The following is a 23,114-nucleotide window of genomic DNA, read 5'->3' as shown; positions in this document are numbered from 1 at the left end:
CCAGGGAGCGGCTAAATTCCGGCAATCGCTTGCTCGATGACGGCATGATCGATCTTGACCATTTCCTGCATGGCGGCAAACACCCGCGCACGCACTTGAGGTTCGGCATGCTCGAGGCCTTCCATCAGCACGCGCGGGATTATCTGCCAGCGAATGCCCCAGCGGTCACAGCACCAGCTGCATGCCATTTCGCTTCCGCCATTGGCGGTCAGGGCTGACCAGTACCGATCCGTTTCGGCCTGCGTTTCGGTAAAGACCTGAAACGATACGGCGTCGGTGAAGTCGTTCTTCTCCTTGCCGTTGAGAGCCATGAAAGCGCTGCCCAGCAGCATGAAACTCACGGTCAGCACGTCTCCGGCTCGCCCACCGGGATAATCGGCCGGCGCGGTGTCGATCCGTTTGACATGGCTATCGGGGAACAGGGCGCAGTAGAATTCTGCAGCGTCCTTCGCGCCGCCATCGAACCAGAGGCAGGTCGCCAGGCGTTGGTCAGCCATTTGCTTTTTCCTCGATCAGCTTGGCATCGATCGCCTTGGCCTCGATATAGGCGGTGCGTTCGGTAAGCCGGGAGGCATAGGCTTCGAAAGCGGGACGCTTGGGCAGGGTCCCGAACTGGACTCCCCAGATTACCTGGCTGCCTACGTAGACATCGGCCATAGTGAAGCGTTCGCCGCACACGAAGTCACGGCCTTGCAGCAGCGTTTCGAACGCATCGACCGTTCGCTCGTAGCTGCCGAAGCCCGTCGTCGCCTGCTTTTCGGGTTCGGCCGGATCCCATCCCATGTTCCGCGCGGTTATGGCCTGTTCCAGCGGTCCCGCTGCGAAGAACAGCAGGCGGAAATACTCGGACTTCTCGGCATCGTCCGCGAGCAGCCCGGGCGCTGCGGTTTCGGCCAGGTAGTGACAGATCGCTGCGCATTCGGTGATGATCCGGTCGCCACCTTCACGGTGGTGGACCAGTGCCGGGACTTTGCCCATCGGGTTGATCGCCAGATAGGCCGGCTCGGCAATGGTGCCGCCATAGGTCAGCAGGGCCTGCTCGTAATCCGCCTGCGCTTCGTGCAGCGCCCAGCGGACGATCTGCCCGCGGCTCATGGGGTTGGTGTAGAATGTGTAGTCGGCCATCGTTTCACTCTCCGCGTTTGCCGATAAGCGAGAACATCGCGCCTTGCGGATCGACGCCCTGCAGGACAAATTCGCCGCCGGGGACTTCCATCGGGCCGTTGACCACCTGTCCGCCGTGGCGTTCGACCGACGCTTGCGCGGCATCAATGTCGGGAACGCGGAAATAATAGCACCACAGCGAAACCGGCATTGCATCGGGGCGCTTCATCATCGCGCCCAGGGTGTAGTCGCCAGCCGCATACATCTGGTAGGGGCCCATCTCGCCCATATCCATGCATTCGCCTTTCTCCCACCCCACCAGAGCGGAGTAGAACGCACCCGCGGCGGCGGGGTCATCGGTGACCAGTTCGTTCCATGCGCAATGGCCAAGTCGTGCCTCGTACCTGGCGAAGGACTCGCTCGGCTCGCCCTCGGTCTGGATCAGGTAGAATGGCGCCCCCTGCGGGTCGGTGACCATCGCCATGTGACCGACGCCCTCCATATGGTCGGGCCCCATCAGGACGCGCCCGCCCAGCTCCTCGAGCCGCGCCAGCGCGTCGTCGATCGCGGTCACTGCGATATAGCCGATCCATGCCGGTCGCGCGCCGCCTTCGTGCATCTCGGCGGTCAGTTGCATGACGCCCACGACTTCGGTGTCCGTCATGCTACCCAGGCGATAGTCGATACCGGGCGCATCGCCGGAGGCGAATTTCCAGCCGAGCAGGCTGCCATAAAAATCCTGCGCGGCATCGGCATTGTCGGTCATCAATTCGTACCAGACGAAATCGCCTTCGCGGTCCTGCATGCTCATGCCGCTTCTCCCCTCCCGAGCGTATAGATCGGTGTGAAGCCGCCATAGATGAGACGGGGCCCGGCGAAGGGCATCTCCGCCGGCATCTCCATTTGCCCGTCCGCTTCCATCTGGCTGGCGGCCTCCTCGCACGTGGCCTTGTCGGGCCAGACCACCCAGGAGAAAACGATATGCTCGCCATCCTCTGCCTGCACTGCCTTGCGAAAATCGGTGTGGGTGCCGGGCTTGATGTCGTCCTCGAAAGCCTCGACGATTTCGAGTGCACCGTAACGGCGGAACATTTCTCCGGCATCCTTCGCCACTGCCAGATAGGCTTCCTTCTTTCCCGGTAGCACCGGCACTACGAAACCCTGGATATACATACTCGCTCTCCTTCAGTGCTGCGCCTCGGCCAGTTCCCCTGGGCCGTTTTCCATGGCTTCGGGATCCATCCATGAGATTTCCCAGATGTGCCCGTCGGGGTCCTCGAAGCTGCGACCGTACATGAAGCCCATGTCCTGCGTCGGCGTGGGATCCGCACGCCCACCGGGTATCGCGGCTGCGCGTTCGACCATGGCATCCACCGCCGCACGGCTTTCGAGCCCGAGGCAAAGCAACACCTGCGCCACCTTGGAAGCATCGGGAATCTGCTTGTCGGTAAAGGTTTTCCAGAACTCGTGGGTCAGCAGCATGACATGGATCGTATCGGTCCAGATCATGCCCGAAGCGAGTTCGTTGCTGAACTTGTCGTTCTTCACGAAGCCGACGGCTTCATAAAAGGCGGTCGAGCTTGCCAGATCAGCCACCGGCAGGTTCACGAAAATGGTTTTGTCCACGCGCTTCTCCTCAATCCCCGGCGACTCGGAACTTGAGTGTGATGCGCGCATGAGTTACTAAAAGCAACGATGAAGTTACAAAAAGAAACCAAAGGTCATGGCAAGTGGTATGACGACGCCTGCGGCACGGCTTTCGCCATGGAGTTGCTCGGCGAACGCTGGGCGCTGCTCGTCGTCCGCGAGTTGATGTTGGGGCCGCGGCGTTTTTCCGACTTGCGCGCCAGCCTGCCGGGGATCTCGGCAAAGGTGCTGACCGAACGGCTGGGTAGCCTGGAAGATGTGGGCGTGCTGGCAAGGCGGCGGGTCCCGTCGCCCGCTCCGGCGCAGGTTTATGAGCTCACCAGTTGGGGATATGCGGCAGAGCCGTTGATCCAGGAATTGGGGCGCTGGGCGGCGATGTCTTCACGCCACGATCCTACGCTGCCTTTGTCGGCAGTGTCGCTTATGCTGTCGATGCGCACCATGTTCGACCCCGCCAAGGCGACGGCGATGTCGGCCACGATCGGGTTCGATATCGGCGGCGAACGTTTTCTTGCGCGCCTCGCCGATGGTGAATTGCCGATCGAGCGCGGCGCCATCGACGCGGCCCGGGCGATCATCCGCGCGCCGGCAGCGCCAGTCGTTGCGGGCTTGCTTTATGCGGGAGTCGCGGTCGGCGCGCTCGAAGCCGAGGGCGGTCTGGTGATCGAAGGAGACCGCAATCTTGCGCTTGCCTTTGTCGACCTGTTCGAGCTGCCGCCACCGCTCGCCTAGGATTGCCGGAAGGCCCAGCGCAAGGTCTTGCCCATTCCCCATGTCGCGGCGCGCGCGGGGAGGGCGGCGAGACCCGGGCGCTCCAGTCCCAGCATGGACCGGGCGAAGGGAGGCAGCAGCGCCACCGCCTCTGCCCCCAGCATGGCCTGTACTGCAGGGGGAGCGCCTTGCGGTCGCTGCCGCAGCACGAGATCGGCCACTTCGCGTGCGGCGGGTGTGGCGGTGAGATCGGTCCGCAAGTCGCGGAAGATCGTGTCTGCTTCGCGCCGGTCGAGCGGGACCGGATCCGCGCCGAGCGCGCGAGCGACCACCGCGAACTGGCGATAATATTCGTCTTGCTCGGAGCCGGGCATATCGGGCCGCACATGGCGCAGATAGGCGGCGAGGAAGCTGGTCGCCTCGGCGACGTGGACCCATGCCAAGACACGCGGGTTGCTGGCGGAATAGGACGACCCATCGGGCAGCCTGCCCCCGACTGCGGCATGTATTCGGTTGACCCGCTCGATCGCCACCTGCGCATCGTCGCGATGGCCGAAGGTGGTCACCGCGATGAAGCGCGCTGTGCGTCGCAGCCGTCCGTGCATGTCGCTGCGGAAGTTCGAATGGTTGAGTACCCCTTGCAATGCGTGCGGGTGCAGCATCTGCAGCAGCAGTCCGCGGATCCCGCCGACCATCATCGCCACAATATCCGCATGCACCATTCGGATCGGCGTATCCTTCGCGAACAGGGCCTCGTCGGACACGGGCACCGGGGCTTCGCCTCCATCCACGTCGTTGAACACGCCGCGCACTTGCTCGACGAGCTTGAGACGCAGGCGTTCGGACAGCGGGACGGGCGGCATGGCGACAATATGTGATGCAGCCAGCGCCAAGTCGAGAGCAGCTTGGGGCGCATCGCAATTTCGTTGCTTGCAGCTACCTATCCATCCGTCTAACCCGCCCCACGCGATGAACGATATGACCGACAAGAGCTTCGACGCTTCCGCCAAGACCGTCCTTCCCGCGCCCGACACCACCGTCGATGTGCGCGAGACATTCGGGATCGATATCGACTGGCAGGTGCCCGCTTTCTCCAAGCCGGACGAGCGTACGCCCGATCTGGACGAGGCCTATGTCTTCGATCCGGATACCACGCTGGCGATCCTGGCGGGTTTCGCGCACGACCGCCGCGTGATGGTGCAGGGCTATCATGGCACGGGTAAATCGACGCATATCGAACAGGTCGCCGCGCGGCTCAACTGGCCCTGCGTGCGGATCAATCTCGACGCGCATATCAGCCGTATCGACCTGGTCGGTCGCGACGCGATCGTGCTGCGCGACGGGCTGCAGGTGACCGAATTCCGCGAAGGCCTGCTGCCCTGGGCACTGCAGCACCCGGTGGCGCTGGTGTTCGACGAATACGACGCGGGCCGCCCCGATGTGATGTTCGTGATCCAGCGCGTGCTCGAACAGCAGGGCAAGCTGACCCTGCTCGACCAGAACCGCGTGATCCGGCCCGATGCGAACTTCCGCCTGTTCGCCACAGCCAACACCGTCGGCCTCGGCGATACCTCGGGCCTGTACCACGGCACGCAGCAGATCAACCAGGGCCAGATGGACCGCTGGAACATCGTCGTCGGCCTCAATTATCTGCCGGCGGAAACCGAAGAGGCGATCGTTTCGGCGAAGAATCCCGATATCGATCCGAAACTCCTCGCCGACATGATCAAGGTCGCCGACCTGTCGCGGCAGGGTTTCATCAATGGCGATATCAGCACCGTAATGAGCCCGCGGACGGTCATCACCTGGGCGCAGAACTACGCCATCTTCAAGGATGTCGGCTTCTCGTTCCGCCTGTCCTTCCTCAACAAATGCGACGAGGAAGAACGCATGCTGGTGGCCGAATATTATCAACGCGTCTTCGGCGAGGATCTCCCCGAGAGCGTTGTTGGCAAATCGGCGTAAAGCCGCGTTCATCCGCGATCCCCTATCCATTGCTGTGTTGTTCGTTTAACACAGTAGTCGATGGGCGTATTCGATTCTTTCCGCCGCAAGTCGCAACCGGAGGCCGAACCCGCGGGCCACCGGGGCTATTACGCTACGCATGAGGCGCTCGACTATGACGATTGGGACGCACGTCTCGACCGTCTGGACGGGGCTCTCGATGCCGAAGAAAAGCGCCGCCAGCGATGGTGGCAGCGCGACTACTGGCGCAGCCGGCGCAAGCGCTGGTGGGCGGTGCGCATCCTTGCCGCGATCGTCGCGCTCTTCATCGCCCTGTTCGCCTGGCTCGCGATCACCGCACCGCTGTCCAAATCGCTCGAGCCGATCGCCGCGCCGCAGATTACCCTGCTCGCTGCCGACGGCACGCCGATCGCGCGCAACGGGGCGATAACCGACGAACCGGTCGAGGTGGCCGCCCTGCCGCCGCATGTGATCCACGCATTCCTGGCGACCGAAGACCGGCGGTTCTATTCGCACTGGGGTGTTGATCCGCGCGGTATCGCCCGCGCCGCGCTGACGGGCACCGGCGGGGGCAGCACGATCACGCAGCAACTGGCGAAGTTCACTTTCCTCACGCCCGAACGCACCCTCACCCGCAAGGCGCGCGAGGCGTTGATTGCCTTCTGGCTCGAAGGCTGGCTGACCAAGGACGAGATCCTCGGCCGTTACCTCTCGAACGCCTATTTCGGCGACAATGTGTATGGGCTGCGTGCGGCGAGCCTGCACTATTTCTACCGCAAGCCGGAAAACCTGAAGGCCAACCAGGCGGCGATGCTTGCCGGGCTGTTGCAGGCGCCAAGCGCCTATGCTCCGACCAAGCATTACGACCGTGCGGAGCGGCGCATGCGGATCGTGGTGCAATCGATGGTCGATGCGGGCTATATCACCGAGGCCGAAGCGCGCGCGATGAAACCGCCAGCGCTCGATGTGCGCACACGCAATGATCTGCCGACGGGAACCTATTTCGCGGACTGGGCGCTGCCCGAGGCGCGCGAACTGACCGAGCAGGGCTATTCGCGCCAGACCTTGACGACGACGCTCGACAGCCGGCTGCAGAACATTGCCCGCCAGGTAACGCAGCGCGCGCCGCTGGGCGAAGCACAGGTGGCGCTGGTCGCGATGCGCCGCAACGGCGAAGTGGTCGCGATGATCGGCGGCAAGGATTACGCCAAATCGCCCTTCAACCGCGTGACGCAGGCCAAGCGCCAGCCGGGCTCGACGTTCAAGCTGTTCGTCTATCTCGCCGCTCTACGGGCGGGTTGGAGCCCCGCGGACCGGATCGCCAATTCCGCGATCACCGAGGGCAGCTATCGGCCCAAGAATTCGCGCGAGCGCTATTCCGACAGCCTCACGCTCGAAGAAGCTTTCGCGCAATCTAGCAATGTCGCGGCGGTCCGATTGCTGGGCGAGGTGGGCAGCGAGAAGGTGATCGCCACTGCGCGCGATCTGGGCGTGCGCGCTCCTCTACCCGAAGGCGATCCCAGCCTGGCACTCGGCACTTCGACCATGACGCTGCTCGAACTGACCTCCGCCTATGCCGCGGTGGCAGCGAATGAATATCCGGTCGAGCCCCACGCCTTCGCACGCCCCGAGCGCGGCTTCTTCGAAAACCTGTGGGACGGACCCTCGAGCCTGTCTCGTGCGACGCATTCGGAGATGGAGCGCATGCTGCGTGCGGCGATCAACAAGGGCACGGGCCGCGCCGCGATGCTGAGCGGGCCGAACTTCGGGAAGACGGGGACCACGCAAGACAATCGCGATGCGCTGTTCGTCGGCTATGCGGGCGATCTCGTGGTCGGCGTGTGGATAGGCAATGACGACAATTCGCCGCTGCAGGGCGGCATCAGCGGCGGCGGACTGCCCGCACGCATCTGGCGCGATTTCATGAACCGCGCGATGAATGTCAGAGCTGCGCCCACGCAGCCCGCTCCGCGCGAACAGCAAGACCCCGGCACGCCCATCGAACCGCTCGACGTTCCCGATCTGGGCGATATCCCGCTCGGCGATGGCAATTCGCGGCTGCGCATCCGCGATGGCGAAGCGGTCTTTTCGACCGAGATCGACGGCATCCCGGTCGACATCAGCATTGGCGACCAGGGGGTCGCGGTGGACGAGGCAGCGATCGAGGAAGCACGAAGACGCGCGGACGAACGACGCTATGAGGCCGTCCGCAACCGCCGCGAGGAACTGGAAGACGCCGCCAACTAGGTTGCAGGTTCTGCCATCAGCACGTTCATGACGGCGGTCGCAATCGGCCGCTCGCGGTCGTCCTGCCACGCCTCTACGGTCAAATTCGCGCTTCGCCGGCCGAGTTTGGTAATGCGCCCGCAGGCGAAGCTGGCGCGGCTCTTGCCCGCGGCGAGATACTGGACGGTTATGTTGATCGGCTTGAGCATGGCGACGCGATCCTGCCGCGCCAGTTCCGCGCGCAATACGGCATAGCCTGCGGTTTCGAGCAACCCGCCGGTTGCACCACCGTGGTAATGGTCGGGTCGCCCCTCCACCGTCTCGTCGAATGGGACGGTCAGGATCGGCGTGCCGTCTTCCCAGCGATCCAGGGAAATGCCGAGCGAACGGGCATAGGGCGTCAGGGCTTCGATCTCGGGTGCGTCCGCCATGCTCACAGCCTCGCCGTCGATGTGATTTTCATGAAGACCGCCTGGATATGCGCCACCGGGTCGTCGGCATCGCCGTCATGCGCGAGTCCGCGGACGAAGGCGGCGCTGCGGGTCAGGCGATAGCATTGCGCGCGCCCGAAAACGCTGGCCTGTTCACGCGCGGGCCGTACGTAGTCGACACGCAGATCGAGCGTCGCGATCGCTGTGAATTCGTCCATCGCGCGCCAGATCGCCATTCCGCTGGCCATGTCCATCAGGCTTAGAATCGGGCCCGAGGCAAGCACCCGCTGACCTTCCTCGCCGAGCAGGTCTTCGCGCCACGGCAATTCGAGTTCGACCCAATCGTCGCCGTGGTCAGAATAGCGCAGACCGAGCCATCCGGGGTGCCCCCGACCGGTAAAGAAGTCGGTCGCCTGGGATGGATCGAATTTTCGCGCCTGCTCGCTCATCACATGCTGCGTTAGCCGTGCGTCTCATGATCTTACAATGTTTTAATTTCCCTCGCAGCGATACCCGGGGCAACCTTCATCGGGCGGGCCGGATGGGGATCGGTCGGGCATGAGGGGGAAGAATGCAGAACACGGGTATCGAACTCGACAGCTTGCCGGAACTGGATACGGCAGCAGGTCTTTTTGGCAGCGCCCCATGGGCAAGCGGAGGTGACGATGTGATCGGCATCATCGTCTATCTCTACGATCATATGCAGGTCGATATGCTTCTCTGACGGGCCGGAACAGATGTTCGTCCGTGACGAGCTCAAAGCGCTGCGCGGAGACGATAGGGAAGCCCGAACCCATCGGGTCGCGATGGAAGAGGCTTTGGAAGACTGCCGCCGCGAGCCGAGGCTGGCGGCAGTCCTCGAAGAACTGCTCCGTTATGGCGAAGGAGGCGATTTTGCCCACTGTCCGGCCCTTGTTGCCTTGTTCGAGCACACAGGGGCCGCGCGCGACCTACTACGGCCTCTGATTGGCCGGCTCACCGCGTTGCATCGTGCCTATCCGCTTGCGCAATTGGCCTTCCGGCATCGCTCGCAAGCCGGTGCGCATGTGTTGCAGATTGCCGCCAAGGCGCGCGCGACACTGTCGCTTGTGTTGCAAGACGCAGCAGCTTTTTCAGAGCTTCCAATAGCGACATTCGTCGATGCCGAGCAACGGGAAATGGTGCTGGCAGGTAAGGCCAGCGCAAGCCTGTTCGCAATCGAGGCCGAGGATCGCGGTCGCGTGACCCTCAATTCTGTGCGTACGGAACTTCAGTCCGGTGCGCGCATGAAATGCACGGGGCCGAGGCGATCCCGCCTGATCCAGCCGTCGCACGAATCTTTGCTGACGCTGCGGTTGGCGAGGACTGCCGGCCGCCCCGGTCCGACGCGACGGATCGATGTGCGGTCGGGGCGCATCGTCCATCGTGCGAGCGGAAATGCGGCCGACAGCCGCGCCGAACTTGCCATGCTGTTGCTTGGCCGGATGGGGCGAAGCGACGCTTTGCCTGTCCTTGCGGCGCGGACGCGCACCGGCGATGCGCAACTGCGCTGGCAGGCGGTCCGGCATGCCTTGCGCTCGATCCGGCGACAGGTTTGCCGCTCCTCGAGGGAATTGCGCAGGATCGCGAAGATCCGCTCTATCAGCCAGCTCGGGCACTGCTGGCGCAATTGCAACGTGAGCGTCCATCTCTGCTTTCCGAGCCCGGTTGATGCCACGGGAGATCCCTTCGCCGGTGGCTGGCGCTGCCACGCTCGAGGAGACTGTCGATGCGATCGCCGCGGGCTTCGATCCCCGCGTGGAAGAAAGCGTCCAAGCCGCCGCTGAGCATCTCGCGCGGCTAGCCAACAACCGGACCTTTCTCGGAGACCTGCTGCTGGATCAGTTGCGCGATGCCCATCGAACAGAGATTGTGGCAAGCGGCTACGGCCCGCAGGCGATCGTGCTTTCGCCGGTCGTCGGTGGCTGCTTTCTCAGGGCGAATATCTGGCCGGGTGAAGCCGATAAGTGCCTTCAGGCCAGCGGCGCTACGAGCCTCGTCTACGGGATCGCGCATGACCACAATTTCGATTTCCTTACCGCGGGTTATTTCGGGCCCGGCTATCGCAGCGACTATTACGAGATCGAATATGGCGACATCGCGGGCTATCGCGGGGAAGCCGTGGCGCTGCGGTTCGTCGAGCGCAGCGCCTTGCATCGCGGGCGAATGTTGCATTACCGCGCGCATCGCGACGTCCATTCCCAGCATCCGCCGAGTTCGACTTCGGTCTCGCTCAACATCGTGCATGTCGATCCGGGGCAGGAATGGTACGATCAATACGGTTTCGATCTCGATGGTTTGCGCATCTCCGGCATCCTCAACCCCTCGGCAAGCGAGACCTTCCTGCGCTGCGCCGTGGCGCTGGGCGAGGGTGGCGCGCTCGATCTCGCGGCCGATTTCGGGCGCAACCACCCGAGTACGCGCATGCGACTGGCGTGTTTCGAGGCGCGCGCAGCGCGCGAAAGTTGCGCGGCCGCGCGCGACCGCCTGTGGCGCGAAGCCGAGACTGCGGGCGATCTGATGCTCTCGCGTGAGGCCCACGCCCGGCGAACTCAGCTATAGAACAGCACGAACAGCGCAAAGCTCAGGATAACGAAAGCCCCGCCGACGATCATGAGCGCGCGTGACAGAACGCGGTCACGGTCGGCGAGGCCGGTGTCCGGATCGTGGCCCTGGCCGCTCACCAGGAATTTGAGGGCATCGATAAGCCGCATCGCGGCGGTGTTTATAACCCGCCACCCGCCAAGGCGTCTATCGCGCCTTGCAGGATGATCGCCGCAGCATGGCTGTCGATTCGCTCGGCACGCTTGGCCCGGCTCATGTCCTGTCCGATCATGGCGGCTTCGGCGCTCGAGGTGGACCAGCGCTCGTCCCACAACAGGACTGGCAGCGCGAAAGTTTCGGCAAGATTGCGGGCATAGGCGCGGCTCGCTTGTGCGCGCGGGCCTTCGCTGCCGTCCATATTGCGGGGCAGGCCGATCACCACGCCGACTATCGCGCGTTCCTCGACGATCGCGCGCAGCTTGGCCGAATCCTTGGCGAATTTGCTGCGGGGGATGGTCTTGCCCGCGGTGGCGTAACGCCAGCCCGCGTCGCAGGTGGCTACGCCGATGGTCTTGGTCCCGAGGTCGAGCCCGATCAACGCACCGCCATCGGGCAGCGCATCGCCGTAATCGAGCGCGTTCTCGATTACGCTTCCCGTGCGCTGGCCCATGCTTTCACTCGTGCAATGACGTCCTCCTGCAGGTTCTTCCAGAACAGCGGGATATCGTAGACATGGTAGTTTCCGCCGGGAAGCACGCCCTGTCCCAGCTCGGGCGGATCGCCGATATAAAGCAGGCCGTTCTCGCCGCAGCGGGCGGGAACGGCGCCTGAAACCAGTTCGCCCTTGGCCAGCGCTTCGTCGGGAACCAGCGTGCCGAGGTTGGCACTTGCCGGTGCACTGCCATTGGTACCGCCGGTGATCGGGTTGACGCAAAGGATCGGGCCGGTCCCGCGCGGCTCGCCGTTATAGCCCACCGTTGCCTCGTAGCGGCGCATGATCATGTCGGCATTGCCATCGTCGGAAAAGGCCGACCAGGCGAGCAGACACTGCGCCTGGCCAGCGGCAGCGCAGGCGGGGAAGGGCAGTGCGGGAAGGTCGTGTTCGACCGAAACGGGCCAGCCGGGTGCGTAGACAGCGGCAATCCGGCCGGCCAGCGGGCTGTCGGCAACCTTCTCCCGCAACAGACGCAGGATATGCGATGCCCCCTGGCTATGCCCGGCGAGCACGATCGGCTTGTCGGCGTCGATGCTCTGGAGGAAATAGTCGAAAGCCTGGCTGACATCGGCATAGGCGGCGTCGATAGCCTGCTGGGCCTCGGGCTTGTCGGTCAGGAAGGCGCCGGCCGCTGCCTGGCGGTATTTCGGCGCCCAGATTTCGTCCGCCCTGTTGAAGGGGCTCGCCAGCCCGCGAAGGAATATGCGCGCGCGGTTGTCGGTCGTGGGATCGCCAAGCGTGGCGTTCCAGTCGCCGCCGGCCTGGATATAGCTGGTGGGCGGAACGAAGAAGACTGCGAATTCGGGCAGCTCTTGCGGATCGGCGGCTTCGCCCGCGGTCGAACCGGTGCTTTCCAGTGGATTGCCCGCTGATAGGCTTTGTTCGGCCGCGGGTGAGTCGGGTGCGGCTTCGCGTGTAGCGGGATCGGGCGCGGTCTCCGCTATTGCCGGCTGGTAGCGTGCCGGATCGGCGGTTCCGAGGCCGGGCCGCGAATACCACATATCCGGGTCCTGATAGGCATTGGCTGCCAATGGTTCCTGTTCGACGAACTCACCACGCGGAACGAAGGCGATCTCGGTCGCCTCGCGCGACCAGATCGTCAGCGCAATCGAGCCGACGATGAACAGCACGATGCAGACGGCGATGAAATACAGGAATTTACGCGCCATTCGTCGCTTCCTTTGCGAGCTTGTCCTGATCGACCTGTTCGGCGCGGCGTTCAAGCGCCACCTTGATCATCGCCAGCAACGGGTCGGCGAGGAACAGGCCGAGGATACCGAACAATATGCCCATGATGAGTTGGAAGGCCAGCACGAGCGCGGGCGCCAGATCGACCGTCTTCTTGGCAATCATCGGGATGACGATGTAGCCGTCGAAATTCTGGACGAAGAAATAGACGAAGATGGTGTAAATGCCCATCTCGGCCCCACCCGAGAACCCGACCAGTATCATCAGCGCGCCCGAGATGATCGCGCCAAGATTGGGCACGAATGCCAGCAGACCGGTAAGTATGGCAAGCAATGCGGCCATCGGTACTGCCCCGATCCCGACGAGCGGCGCCACCCAGGCCAGCATGACGTAGGTAAAGATCGCTTCGACAACCATCCCGAGCAGGCGTCCCGCCATGAGGCGTCGCATCGTCTGGCCCATCTTGGCCGCGGTGTCGTAGAACCGCCCGCGGTGCTCGCGTGGCAACATCCAGGCGACCCCGCGTTCGTACAGCAGCGGGTCGACCGCGACATAGACGCCTATCACGAGGATCAGCAATATCGTGGTTGCACCACCGAGGATGCCGCCCAACGCCTTGGTGACGGTGCTGATGCCGCTGCCGATATTGCCGAGGTAGTTCTGCAGCTGCGTCTGTTCGATCTGGAAACCCTGATCGCGGGCCCAGTCGAACAGTTCGTTGAGCTGGCGTTCGACTATCGCAGGAAACTGCGCGGCTTCCTGCGAAATGGTCGAACCGGCGAAATAGCCGAGCCAGACCAGGAAGGCGACGGTGCCCGCCAGCACGATCGCCACGCGCCAAGGGCGTGGGATCGACAGCGCACGACCGAGCAAGCGGGCGCCGCCATCGATCATCGCGGCGAAGACCATCGCACCGAAGATGACCAGCAGCGGGCGCGCGATCCACACCGCGAGGACGGTGACGCCAACTACGCCGACCCATGCCATCGCGCGCGACACCTCGTGCCGGATCCGTGGATCGTTGATGCGCGAGGGGCTGGTACCGAGATCCTGCTCGTTCAAGTCCTGCGTGTCATCGGTCATACGCGCCCCCTGTGCCAGGACCCAGCTGCATCAGCTTCCTAGCGCTCGGCAGCCGCTTTTCGTTCCGCGATCGCGGGACGCAATGTCGACCAGGCGCGACCCTCGCGCAGCGAGGTCCACCAGCTGACCGGATTGAGAGAGGTCGTACCGTCGAGCGAGAAGGTGATGAATTCTGCGCGTCCGCCGATGTTTTCCAGCGGGATCGGCCCGAGCAGACCGCGCGAATGGTTGAGTTCGCGGCTGTCGGCGGAATGGTCGCGATTGTCGCCCATCACGAAGACATGGCCTTCGGGGATCGTGATCTCGGCGAAATTGTCGAGCTCCTGCGTCTGGTGGTCGATTACCAGATAGGTCGCGCCATTGGGCAGCGTTTCGCGCAGGACGGGCACGCGGCAGACGGGCGTGCCGTCACCGGTCTCGCCGCGGAAATCGTCGAAGCCGAAGCCGTCGCAGCGCGAATTGGCATCGAGCGGCAGTGCGATCGCGGGCTCGACCTTCTGTTCCACCGGGGTACCGTTGAGGATGATGCGCCCGTTCTGCACCGCGATCCGGTCACCGGGCAGCGCAACCACGCGCTTGATGTAGTCCTCGTCGCGCTCGGGATGTACGGGGATGACGATATCGCCATATTCGGGCGTCGACCCCATTACCCGCCAATCGCCGCGCGGGGCGAGATGGAAGCTGATCGAACTCCAGTTCCAGCCATAGGGATATTTGCTGACCACCAGCCGATCGCCCACCAGCAGGTTGGGCATCATCGATTCGGACGGGATGTAGAACGGCTTGGCGATGAAGCTGTGAAAGGCGAACACCGCGAGCAGCATGAGCGCCAGCCCGCGGATCTCCGCGATCCAGTCGACCTTTTCGTCGGATTTTTCGGATTTCTTGTTCACTGCCGTGGCGCCGTGGTCACTGGGGTAGGGCCTCGATGATGACGTAGGCCTGTGCCCATGGATGGTCGTCGGTGAGGGTAAGATGAATGCGCGCCTCATGGCCGGACGGCACCATTTCCGCAAGCACGATCGCCGCGCCGCCGGTCAATGCCAGCGTCGGTGCGCCCGAGCGCGCGTTGACCACGCCGATGTCCTTCATGAAGACCCCCTGCCGGAAACCGGTTCCGACGGCCTTGGAGAAGGCTTCCTTGGCCGCGAAGCGCTTGGCGTATGTGCCCGCGATGGTGAAGGGGCGCCGGCGGGCCTTCGCGCGCTCGACTTCGGTGAAAACGCGATTCTCGAAGCGTTCGCCGAACCGCTCGAGAGAGTTCTGGATACGCTCGATATTGCACAGGTCGGAGCCGAGACCGATGATCATGCGCGGCTGCTCCAATGACAGATGGCTTCACCTGCGAAGTGGTTGATCGCGCGGCGACACAGTTCTGCGAACAGTCCCGCAAAGGCAATCAGGCCGAGTGCCGGAGCCGCGAGTTCGCTCCAACCGGTTCCCGCGCCGTCATCGCCTCGGCCATTGGCCAGTATGACAAGTGGCACGACGATAAGGAACAGGACGAAGGTCGTCCTGATCGACCGCCATACCGACAATGCGTAAGTGGGTGACACCTAGCGTGCCTCATCCATCAGTTCGCGCATGCGGCGGACCGCCGCTTCGAGACCCACGAACACCGCCTCGCCGACGAGGTAGTGGCCGATGTTGAGCTCTGCCAGTTCCGGAATCGCAGCGATCGGTTTCACGTTTTCATAGGTCAACCCGTGGCCCGCATGCGGTTCGATGCCGAGATCGCGGGCCATGCGCGACATGGCCGCGATCCGCTCCAGTTCGCGCGCTTCGCGCTCGTCATCGCCATCGAGCCCGGCATGCGCATATTCGCCCGTGTGGAATTCGACCACTGGCGCCCTGAGGCGATGCGCGGCCTCGAGCTGGCGTTCGCTCGCCTCGATGAACAGGGACACGCGGATGCCCGCATCGGCCAGCCGCCCCACGATCGGCGCAAGCTGGTTGTGCAGCCCGGCGGCATCCAAACCGCCCTCGGTGGTGCGCTCCTCGCGTTTCTCGGGGACGATGCATGCCGCGTGCGGGGCGTGCGCCAGCGCGATCTGCAGCATTTCGTCGGTGGCTGCCATCTCGAGGTTTAGCGGCAGGTCGGTCGCTTGCTGGATCCGCTGGAGGTCGGCATCGCGGATATGGCGCCGGTCCTCGCGCAGGTGCGCGGTGATCCCGTCGCCGCCCACTGCCGCCACGATTTCCGCAGCGCGAACCGGATCGGGATGATCGCCCCCGCGCGCGTTGCGGATCGTCGCCACGTGGTCGATGTTGACGCCCAGACGCAGCGCTGCCGTCACGCCGCGCGGCTCCCCGGCTTGGTGACTTCGATCGCGGCCAGTTCCGAGGGCAGCTCGTCTTCCGCATAGGTGGGGAAATTGATATCGACGAGCGGATAGAAGGGCACGCCTAGATCGGCTTCATCGTTGCTCCGGTCGACCAGCGCCACTTCGGCCACCACTTCGCCTCCCTCGCGTGCCACCGCCGCGATTGCCTCGCGGCTCGACAGGCCGGTGGTGACGACGTCTTCGACCATCAGCACCTTGGCGCCGGGTTCGAGGCGGAATCCACGCCGCAGGTGGAATTCACCGTCGGGCCGCTCGAGAAACATGGCGTCCTTGCCCAATGCACGACCCATTTCCTGGCCGATGATGATCCCGCCCATCGCAGGGCTGACGACCACATCGATCTGGTTTCGCGTCTCGCGCGGGATCTTCTGCGCCAGCGCGAAGGCGAGGCGACCGGCGCGTTCGGGGTTCATCAACACCCGTGCACATTGCAGATAGTGCCCGCTGTGACGCCCGCTGGAGAGCTTGAAATGGCCTTCGAGCAAAGCTTCGCTGGCGCGGAATTCGTGGAGGATTTCTTCATCGGTCATGGTGCTTGGGTCCAAAGCGCCTTGCGCGCGATTGCGCAAGAGGCAAAGCCGCTTGCACATTTTTATCGGTCACACGCTTGAGGCACAGCCATTCCCTGCCTATAGGGCGGGCGAAATCGGGCCCCGGCAGGGGTGCGTCCAGCGCCCGACGCCGGACATCCGCTCTCCCATCGGCCCGACAAGAGAGACGACACGAAAGAGTGCCCAGACAATGAAGAATCTCGGCTCCCTCAACGGGTTCCATCGGATTGTAGCCAGCCTGGCAATGGCGGCGATGCTGGCCTTCGGCGCGCAGGGTGCCGTAGCGCAAACCGCGGCTGAAGCGGCAGTCGCCGAACAGGCGGAAGCGGCCGATCCGGCGGTTGCCGCCGATGCATCGAGCGAAGACGTGGCTGCAGGTGCAGCCGCTTACACACCGATGAAGCCGACCGAAGGCAAGGGCATGCCCGTCGCCAAGGGAATCGATGTCCAGGAACAGTTTTCGCCGATCGGCCAGCAGGCCAATGCATTGCATATCGGCCTGGTCTGGGTGATGGCGTTGATCAGCATCTTCGTGCTCGCGCTGTTCGTTTATGTCATTCTGCGCTTCAACAAGCGCGCCAATCCGGTGCCGTCGAAGACCAGCCACAACACGCTGATCGAAGTCATCTGGACGGTCGTTCCCGCACTTATCCTGCTCGCCATCGCGGTGCCGTCGATCGGCCTGCTGAGCGCGCAGTACAAGTCGCCGCCCGAAGACGCGATTACGGTCAAGGCGATCGGCTACCAGTGGTACTGGGGTTACGCCTATCCCGACAATGGCGACTTCGAAGTCGTGTCGAACATGCTCGACAAGGAAGAAGCCGAAGCGCGTGGCGAACCGCACCAGCTGGCGGTCGACAACCGGATGGTCGTGCCTGCTGGCGTGCCGATCCGCTTCCAGACGACCGCGGCCGACGTGATCCACTCCTTCGCGGTGCCCAGCCTCTGGTTCAAGCTCGACGCGGTTCCCGGCCGGCTGAACGAGAAGATGCTCTTCATCGACGAGCCCGGCGTCTATTACGGCCAGTGTTCGGAACTGTGCGGCGCGCGCCATGGCTACATGCCGATCGCGATCGAAGCGCTGCCGATGGATCAGTACAATGCATGGGTTCTGGCGCAGGGCGGCACGATCGCCGGTGCCGAAGCGGAAGCGGCGGAAGCCGCGCCGCTGCAGGAACCGGAAAGCTCCGTCCCCGGCGCAGCCGGTGCCGGCACTGCCCCGACCGTCTAAGAATTACGATTAGCTCGAGAGTATAGCACGATGGCTACCACCGCCGACAGCTTCCAGGCCCATACCGAGGACCATGCGCACGACGCCGACCACAAGCCCGGCTTCTTCGCTCGCTGGTTCATGTCCACCAACCACAAGGACATCGGTACGCTCTACCTGATCTTCGCGATCATCGCGGGTATCGTCGGCGGCGCGATCTCGGGCATCATGCGCATGGAATTGGCCGAACCCGGCATCCAGCACCTGCAGTGGTGGGCGCAGTTCATGGGCGGCAGTGCCGATTTCGATACGGCGCTGCACATGTGGAACGTGTTCATCACCGCGCACGGCCTGATCATGGTCTTCTTCATGGTCATGCCCGCGATGATCGGCGGCTTCGGAAACTGGTTCGTCCCGCTCATGATCGGGGCGCCCGACATGGCCTTTCCGCGCATGAACAACGTCAGCTTCTGGCTGACCGTCGCCGGTTTCGTCTCGCTGCTGTTCTCGCTCTTCGTGCCGGGTGGCACGGGTCCGGGTGCGGGCACGGGCTGGACCGTCTATGCGCCGCTGTCCACCACCGGCTCGACCGGTCCCGCAGTCGATTTCGCGATCTTCTCGCTGCACCTTGCCGGTGCGGGTTCGATCCTCGGTGCGACCAACTTCATCACCACCATCTTCAACATGCGTGCGCCGGGTATGACCCTGCACAAGATGCCGCTGTTCGTGTGGTCGGTGCTGGTTACCGCCTTCCTGCTGCTGCTCGCACTGCCTGTGCTCGCGGCCGCGATCACCATGCTGATTACCGACCGTAACTTCGGCACGACCTTCTTCGATCCCGCCGGCGGCGGCGACCCGATCCTGTACCAGCATCTGTTCTGGTTCTTTGGACACCCCGAAGTGTACATCATGATCCTGCCGGGCTTCGGCATGATCTCGCAGATCGTTTCGACCTTCAGCCGTAAGCCGGTGTTCGGCTATCTCGGCATGGCCTACGCCATGGTCGCGATCGGCGTGGTCGGCTTCGTCGTGTGGGCGCACCACATGTACACCGTCGGTCTCGACGTGAACACGAAGATGTATTTCACCGCGGCGACCATGGTCATCGCGGTCCCGACCGGTGTGAAGATCTTCAGCTGGATCGCCACGATGTGGGGCGGCTCGATCGAGTTCAAATCGCCCATGGTGTGGTCGATCGGCATGATCTTCCTGTTCACCGTCGGCGGCGTGACCGGTGTTTACCTCGCCAACGGCGGCGTCGACGACGTGGTCCACGACACCTACTTCGTGGTGGCGCACTTCCACTACGTGCTGTCGATGGGTGCGGTGTTCTCGATGTTTGCCGGTTTCTACTACTGGTTCCCGAAGATGAGCGGCCGGATGCACTCCGAACTGCTTTCGCACCTGCACTTCTGGGGCTTCTTCATCGGCGTGAACGTGATCTTCTTCCCGCAGCACTTCCTCGGCCTGCAGGGCATGCCGCGTCGTTACCCCGACTATGCGGATGCCTATGCCTACTGGAACGAAATCAGCTCGTTCGGCTACATGCTGATGGCGGCGTCGATGATCTTCTTCTTCGTCAACATCGTCTACGCCTTCGTCGCGGGCAAGAAGGCCGCCGACAATCCGTGGGGCGAAGGCGCGACGACGCTGGAATGGACGCTCTCCAGCCCGCCGCCGTTCCACCAGTTCGAAACGCTTCCCGTGATCGAGGACCACCACACGGCCCACGACCACATGAGCAAGCCGCAGCCGGCCTGAAGCCTGCAGCTAGGCACTGGACAGAAAAGAGCGGCCGGTCCCATGGTGGGCCGGCCGCTTTTTCATGTCCGCCGGGGAGAGAACACATGCCTGAAATGCGCACGATCGATACTGGTGAAGCAGCCCTGCGTTGCGCCGTGGAAGGCGAGGGGCCGCTTGTCATCATGGTCCATGGCTTCCCCGAAAGCTGGTATTCCTGGCGCCACCAGATCGGTCCGGTTGCCGATGCGGGCTTCACCGCCTGCGCGGTCGACGTGCGTGGCTATGGCGGATCCGACAAGCCGCAGCCGGTCGAAGCCTATGCGATGGAGTGGATTGTCGGCGATCTGATCGGCCTACGCAAAGCGTTGTCACCCGATGCCCCCGCCGTGCTCGTGGGACATGACTGGGGCGCGCCGATCGTCTGGAACAGCGCGCTGACGCATCCCGAACATTTCCGCGCGGTTGCAGGCATGTCGGTGCCATTCTCCGGCGTCCCGCAAAGACCGTTCACCGAAGTCTTCCGCGAGCATTTCACCAGTCAGGGCCGGTTCTTCTACCAGGAGTATTTCCAGGAACCGGGCGTAGCGGAAGCCGAGGCCGGGGCGGACCCGCGCGATTTCGTCCAGCGGATGATGTATTCGATCAGCGGCGATGTGCCGCCGGGCGATTACTGGGACAAGCCGCTGGGCGCGACTTTCTTGGAGGGTCTGCCCGACCCGGCTCCGGTTGCCTGGCTCACCGAAGACGACCTCGATTTCTACGAGGCCGAGTTCACCGCGTCGGGCTTTCGCGGTCCGCTCAACCGCTACCGCAACCACGAAGCCGATTACGCATGGTTGCAGAACTGGGCGGGCAAGCGGATCGAACAACCCGCGCTATTTATCGGCGGAACCCGCGATCCCGCGACCTTCCTGTTCGGCGCGATCGAGGATCCCGTTGCGCTGGTGAAGATGTTCGCACCGCGTGCCGAAGGACATATCCTCGACGGGGTCGGCCACTGGACGCAGCAGGAGCGCCCCGAACAGGTCAATGCAGTGCTGATTGACTGGCTAAAGCGGCTCTGACGCCCTATATGGCGCCCGATTCCATGACCCAGACCGTTCCCACACAGCTTCCCGCGGAATGGCGCGATTTCTTCGCGCTGACCAAGCCGCGCGTGATGAGCCTGGTTATCTTCACCGGCCTTTGCGGACTGCTGGCCGCGCCCGGCAGCATCCATCCGGTGCTGGGTTTCACCGCGATCTTGTGCATCGCTCTGGGCGCAGGCGGGGCGGCGGCGCTCAACCAGTGGTGGGAAGCCGATATCGATGCAGGCATGAAGCGGACCGCGGCGCGTCCCCTGCCTTCGGGACGAATGAACCGCACCGATGCGCGCGATTTCGGCGTGCTGATCTCGGCCGCCTCGGTAATGATCATGGGGCTGGGGGTAAACTGGCTCGCTGCCGCGATCCTCGCGCTGTCGATCTTCTATTACGCGGTCATCTATACCGTATGGCTCAAGCCGCGGACTCCGCAGAACATCGTGATCGGTGGCGGGGCGGGGGCATTCCCTCCGCTGATCGGCTGGGTGGCGGTGACCGGCGAGATTTCGCTGATGCCCGTCTTGCTGTTCCTGATCATCTTCATGTGGACCCCGCCGCACTTCTGGGCGCTCGCGCTGTTCGTGAAGACCGATTACGCCAATGTCGGCATTCCGATGATGCCCGTCGTGCGCGGAGAGGCTTCGACCCGCCGCCAGATCCTGGCCTATGCCGTGCTGCTGGTTCCGGTTGCCGCCGCGCCATGGTTTATTGGCGGAACGTCCTACGTTTATGGTGTTGCTTCGCTTGCGTTGACGCTTGCCTTCCTTGCGCTTTCGGTTCCGGTCGCTTTCCGGCAAACCGGGCTCAACGACACGATGAAGCCCGAGAAGCGCCTGTTCGCTTTCAGCATCATCTACCTTTTTGCCCTGTTCGCTGCGCTTGTGGCGGATCGGGTTCTGGCCAACCAGGGATGGATCGCATGACCCCCGAAGAAGAAACCGAACTCAAGCGCCGCCAGAAGAGCCGCAACCTCGTCTTGGGCGGCGTGCTGCTGTTCCTTGCCGTCCTGTTCTACGTGATTACCATCGCCCGGATGTGAGCCACGCCATGACTGCCGCTACTCTCGAAACCCGCAAAAATCGCACCGCGCTGCTCGCTTTCGGTGGCGCGCTGGCCATGCTTGGCCTCGGCTATGCTGCGGTCCCGCTTTACGAACTGTTCTGCCAGGTCACGGGCTTTGGCGGTACGACGCAGCGGGCGACCGAGAGCCAGGCCGCACTGGCCGAACGGCTTGGTGCGAGCGCGGGCGGAAAGACGGTTTCGATCCGCTTCGATGGGACCACCGCGGGCGACGTGCCATGGAGTTTCCGGCCCGAGCAGGTGACGGACACGATCACCATCGGCCAGCGCGATATGGCAATCTACATCGCCAAGAACAATTCCGACGAGACGATCACCGGTACCGCCACCTTCAACGTGGAGCCCGAGCAGGCCGGCGCCTATTTCAACAAGATCCAGTGTTTCTGCTTCACCGAGCAGGTGCTCGAGCCGGGCCAGGAAGTGCGCATGCCGGTGCTTTATTTCGTCGATCCGGCAGCGCTGGACGACCCGAACATGGAGGGCGTGGAGCAGATCACGCTGTCCTATACTTTCCACCGGGCTCTGGAATCTGCCGAGTAGCCCCTAGACCCGCGCGCAATGCCGCATTAAGGGCACCCGCGAAGCGAAATCCCAGGACGCGAGTACAATGGCTGGCAACGTCAATCACGAATATCACATCCTCGAACCCGATATCTGGCCCTTCGTAGCCTCGGTATCGGCGCTGACCTTCACCAGCGGCATGGTGCTTTACATGCACGAGATGGCTAGCGCTCACCTCGTGCTGGGTCTCGGCATTGCGGGCCTGATCGCCACGTTCTTCGGCTGGTTCGCCAAGATCGTGAAGGAAGCCGAACGCGGCGACCACACCCCGATCGTCCAGCTGCACATGCGTTACGGCATGATCTTGTTCATCGCGTCGGAAGTGATGTTCTTCGTCGGCTGGTTCTGGAGCTGGTTCGATTTCGCGCTGTTCCCCAGCGAATTGTCCGACGTCGTCGGCGGGACTTTCCCGCCCGCAGCGATCGAATATGTCATCGATCCCTTCAGCCTCCCGCTGCTCAACACGCTGATCCTGCTGTGTTCGGGCACCACGGTTACCTGGGCGCACCATTCGCTGATCCACGGTGATCGCGAAGGGCTGAAGAAGGGCCTCTGGCTGACCATTCTGCTGGGTGCGGTCTTTACCGCGATCCAGGCTTACGAATACGCAGCGGCGCCGTTCGCGTTCGGCGGCAACACCTACAGCTCGGCCTTCTACATGGCGACCGGCTTTCACGGTTTCCACGTGCTCGTGGGAACGATCTTCCTGATCGTCTGCCTCGTGCGCACCTACAAGGGCCACTTCACCCCGCGCCAGCACTTCGGCTTCGAAGCTGCGGCATGGTACTGGCACTTCGTCGACGTGGTGTGGCTGTTCCTCTTCATCGTCGTCTACATCTGGGGCGGCTGGGGCGCTGCCGTTCACTGATGCCACTCGGCATGGCTGAAACACGCGAAGGGCAGCCCGGCA

The 23,114-nt window shown here is 63.5% G+C and carries 29 protein-coding genes; 12 read left to right on the top strand and 17 right to left on the bottom strand.

Annotated elements, in window-relative coordinates:
- Positions 1–11 precede the first annotated feature (11 nt).
- Genes FHS69_RS05205 through FHS69_RS05185 form a run of 5 tightly spaced genes read right to left on the bottom strand, consistent with a single transcriptional unit; the run spans position 12 to position 2,730 of the window.
- On the bottom strand, positions 12–497 hold the full coding sequence (locus FHS69_RS05205) for a VOC family protein (RefSeq protein ID WP_067672997.1): 486 nt from the start codon (positions 495–497) through the stop codon (positions 12–14).
- Positions 490–1,125 (bottom strand): glutathione S-transferase family protein, encoded by a 636-nt coding sequence (locus FHS69_RS05200; protein WP_166776787.1) that lies wholly within the window; start codon positions 1,123–1,125, stop codon positions 490–492. The genes FHS69_RS05205 and FHS69_RS05200 overlap by 8 nt, the downstream gene beginning before the upstream one ends.
- 4 nt (positions 1,126–1,129) lie before the next feature.
- Positions 1,130–1,915 carry a VOC family protein gene (locus tag FHS69_RS05195; RefSeq protein ID WP_243844529.1) on the bottom strand — a complete coding sequence of 262 codons (786 nt, stop codon included), beginning with the start codon at positions 1,913–1,915 and terminating at the stop codon, positions 1,130–1,132.
- Positions 1,912–2,277 carry a DUF1428 domain-containing protein gene (locus tag FHS69_RS05190; protein WP_166776786.1) on the bottom strand — a complete coding sequence of 122 codons (366 nt, stop codon included), beginning with the start codon at positions 2,275–2,277 and terminating at the stop codon, positions 1,912–1,914. Before FHS69_RS05190 ends, FHS69_RS05195 begins: the two co-directional genes overlap by 4 nt.
- A gap of 12 nt (positions 2,278–2,289) precedes the next feature.
- Positions 2,290–2,730 carry a VOC family protein gene (locus tag FHS69_RS05185; protein ID WP_166776785.1) on the bottom strand — a complete coding sequence of 147 codons (441 nt, stop codon included), beginning with the start codon at positions 2,728–2,730 and terminating at the stop codon, positions 2,290–2,292.
- A 69-nt stretch (positions 2,731–2,799) separates the two neighbouring features.
- Here FHS69_RS05185 and FHS69_RS05180 point away from each other — a divergent pair, with 69 nt between their 5' ends.
- Positions 2,800–3,483 (top strand): winged helix-turn-helix transcriptional regulator, encoded by a 684-nt coding sequence (locus tag FHS69_RS05180; RefSeq protein WP_166776784.1) that lies wholly within the window; start codon positions 2,800–2,802, stop codon positions 3,481–3,483.
- On the opposite strand, the gene FHS69_RS05175 is transcribed toward FHS69_RS05180, so the two are convergent.
- On the bottom strand, positions 3,480–4,325 hold the full coding sequence (locus FHS69_RS05175; protein ID WP_166776783.1) for an oxygenase MpaB family protein: 846 nt from the start codon (positions 4,323–4,325) through the stop codon (positions 3,480–3,482). The two genes, FHS69_RS05180 and FHS69_RS05175, sit on opposite strands and share 4 nt — an antisense overlap.
- A gap of 106 nt (positions 4,326–4,431) precedes the next feature.
- Here FHS69_RS05175 and cobS point away from each other — a divergent pair, with 106 nt between their 5' ends.
- Together cobS and FHS69_RS05165 are read left to right on the top strand one after the other, a co-directional pair.
- Positions 4,432–5,427 carry a cobaltochelatase subunit CobS gene (gene cobS, locus FHS69_RS05170; protein ID WP_166776782.1) on the top strand — a complete coding sequence of 332 codons (996 nt, stop codon included), beginning with the start codon at positions 4,432–4,434 and terminating at the stop codon, positions 5,425–5,427.
- Positions 5,428–5,487: 60 nt separating this feature from the next.
- Positions 5,488–7,674, top strand: a complete 2,187-nt coding sequence (locus tag FHS69_RS05165; protein ID WP_166776781.1) for a transglycosylase domain-containing protein — start codon at positions 5,488–5,490, stop codon at positions 7,672–7,674.
- Here the strand turns inward: FHS69_RS05165 and FHS69_RS05160 are convergent.
- Positions 7,671–8,084, bottom strand: a complete 414-nt coding sequence (locus tag FHS69_RS05160; RefSeq protein WP_067469481.1) for a PaaI family thioesterase — start codon at positions 8,082–8,084, stop codon at positions 7,671–7,673. The genes FHS69_RS05165 and FHS69_RS05160 overlap by 4 nt on opposite strands.
- A 2-nt stretch (positions 8,085–8,086) precedes the next feature.
- Positions 8,087–8,533: a PaaI family thioesterase gene (locus FHS69_RS05155; RefSeq protein ID WP_067469484.1), complete on the bottom strand. Its 447-nt coding sequence runs from the start codon at positions 8,531–8,533 to the stop codon at positions 8,087–8,089.
- 122 nt (positions 8,534–8,655) lie between these two features.
- Here FHS69_RS05155 and FHS69_RS05150 point away from each other — a divergent pair, with 122 nt between their 5' ends.
- The 3 genes from FHS69_RS05150 to FHS69_RS05140 are packed head-to-tail and all read left to right on the top strand — an operon-like array spanning position 8,656 to position 10,664.
- Positions 8,656–8,808, top strand: a complete 153-nt coding sequence (locus FHS69_RS05150; protein ID WP_166776780.1) for a hypothetical protein — start codon at positions 8,656–8,658, stop codon at positions 8,806–8,808.
- Positions 8,809–8,821: 13 nt separating this feature from the next.
- Positions 8,822–9,889, top strand: coding sequence for a hypothetical protein (locus tag FHS69_RS05145; RefSeq protein WP_166776779.1), 1,068 nt, complete (start codon positions 8,822–8,824; stop codon positions 9,887–9,889).
- A complete protein-coding gene (locus FHS69_RS05140) occupies positions 9,798–10,664 on the top strand; it encodes a transposase (RefSeq protein ID WP_341801698.1) in 867 nt (288 codons plus the stop codon). Before FHS69_RS05145 ends, FHS69_RS05140 begins: the two co-directional genes overlap by 92 nt.
- On the opposite strand, the gene FHS69_RS05135 is transcribed toward FHS69_RS05140, so the two are convergent.
- From FHS69_RS05135 to pyrE, 9 genes are read right to left on the bottom strand one after another with little or no spacing between them, the layout of a single operon-like run.
- On the bottom strand, positions 10,655–10,816 hold the full coding sequence (locus tag FHS69_RS05135; protein ID WP_161940297.1) for a hypothetical protein: 162 nt from the start codon (positions 10,814–10,816) through the stop codon (positions 10,655–10,657). The genes FHS69_RS05140 and FHS69_RS05135 overlap by 10 nt on opposite strands.
- Before the next feature lie 11 nt (positions 10,817–10,827).
- Positions 10,828–11,316, bottom strand: coding sequence for a Holliday junction resolvase RuvX (gene ruvX / locus FHS69_RS05130; RefSeq protein WP_067469493.1), 489 nt, complete (start codon positions 11,314–11,316; stop codon positions 10,828–10,830).
- Positions 11,292–12,530 (bottom strand): DUF3089 domain-containing protein, encoded by a 1,239-nt coding sequence (locus FHS69_RS05125; protein ID WP_067673017.1) that lies wholly within the window; start codon positions 12,528–12,530, stop codon positions 11,292–11,294. The genes ruvX and FHS69_RS05125 overlap by 25 nt, the downstream gene beginning before the upstream one ends.
- The gene (locus FHS69_RS05120) at positions 12,520–13,632 is read right to left on the bottom strand and encodes an AI-2E family transporter (protein WP_166776777.1); all 1,113 of its coding nucleotides are present in this window, start codon (positions 13,630–13,632) and stop codon (positions 12,520–12,522) included. The genes FHS69_RS05125 and FHS69_RS05120 overlap by 11 nt, the downstream gene beginning before the upstream one ends.
- A 38-nt stretch (positions 13,633–13,670) precedes the next feature.
- Positions 13,671–14,525 (bottom strand): signal peptidase I, encoded by an 855-nt coding sequence (gene lepB, locus FHS69_RS05115; protein ID WP_232036773.1) that lies wholly within the window; start codon positions 14,523–14,525, stop codon positions 13,671–13,673.
- A gap of 16 nt (positions 14,526–14,541) precedes the next feature.
- Positions 14,542–14,943: a holo-ACP synthase gene (gene acpS / locus FHS69_RS05110; protein WP_166776776.1), complete on the bottom strand. Its 402-nt coding sequence runs from the start codon at positions 14,941–14,943 to the stop codon at positions 14,542–14,544.
- Positions 14,940–15,188: a hypothetical protein gene (locus FHS69_RS05105; RefSeq protein WP_166776775.1), complete on the bottom strand. Its 249-nt coding sequence runs from the start codon at positions 15,186–15,188 to the stop codon at positions 14,940–14,942. The genes acpS and FHS69_RS05105 overlap by 4 nt, the downstream gene beginning before the upstream one ends.
- Entirely contained in the window at positions 15,189–15,929 is a 741-nt protein-coding gene (locus FHS69_RS05100) for a pyridoxine 5'-phosphate synthase (RefSeq protein ID WP_166776774.1), read from the bottom strand.
- Positions 15,926–16,507 carry an orotate phosphoribosyltransferase gene (gene pyrE / locus FHS69_RS05095; RefSeq protein WP_166776773.1) on the bottom strand — a complete coding sequence of 194 codons (582 nt, stop codon included), beginning with the start codon at positions 16,505–16,507 and terminating at the stop codon, positions 15,926–15,928. The genes FHS69_RS05100 and pyrE overlap by 4 nt, the downstream gene beginning before the upstream one ends.
- A 211-nt stretch (positions 16,508–16,718) precedes the next feature.
- Between pyrE and coxB the strand changes: the two genes are divergently transcribed.
- From coxB to FHS69_RS05065, 6 genes are all read left to right on the top strand, one after another.
- Positions 16,719–17,759, top strand: coding sequence for a cytochrome c oxidase subunit II (gene coxB, locus FHS69_RS05090; protein ID WP_243844528.1), 1,041 nt, complete (start codon positions 16,719–16,721; stop codon positions 17,757–17,759).
- A 30-nt stretch (positions 17,760–17,789) separates the two neighbouring features.
- Positions 17,790–19,499 (top strand): cytochrome c oxidase subunit I, encoded by a 1,710-nt coding sequence (ctaD, locus tag FHS69_RS05085; RefSeq protein ID WP_067469515.1) that lies wholly within the window; start codon positions 17,790–17,792, stop codon positions 19,497–19,499.
- Positions 19,500–19,585: 86 nt separating this feature from the next.
- Positions 19,586–20,545 (top strand): alpha/beta fold hydrolase, encoded by a 960-nt coding sequence (locus FHS69_RS05080; protein WP_166776772.1) that lies wholly within the window; start codon positions 19,586–19,588, stop codon positions 20,543–20,545.
- A 23-nt stretch (positions 20,546–20,568) separates the two neighbouring features.
- A complete protein-coding gene (locus tag FHS69_RS05075; protein ID WP_151885529.1) occupies positions 20,569–21,486 on the top strand; it encodes a heme o synthase in 918 nt (305 codons plus the stop codon).
- Positions 21,487–21,610: 124 nt separating this feature from the next.
- Positions 21,611–22,183: a cytochrome c oxidase assembly protein gene (locus FHS69_RS05070; RefSeq protein WP_166776771.1), complete on the top strand. Its 573-nt coding sequence runs from the start codon at positions 21,611–21,613 to the stop codon at positions 22,181–22,183.
- 67 nt (positions 22,184–22,250) lie between these two features.
- Positions 22,251–23,072 carry a cytochrome c oxidase subunit 3 gene (locus FHS69_RS05065; protein WP_067469521.1) on the top strand — a complete coding sequence of 274 codons (822 nt, stop codon included), beginning with the start codon at positions 22,251–22,253 and terminating at the stop codon, positions 23,070–23,072.
- Positions 23,073–23,114: the final 42 nt, after the last annotated feature.

The organism is Qipengyuania flava (assembly GCF_011762005.1).
Lineage (GTDB): Bacteria > Pseudomonadota > Alphaproteobacteria > Sphingomonadales > Sphingomonadaceae > Qipengyuania > Qipengyuania flava.
The sequence above is the reverse complement of the archived record's forward strand: the minus strand, read 5'-3'. Positions and strand labels throughout refer to the sequence as shown.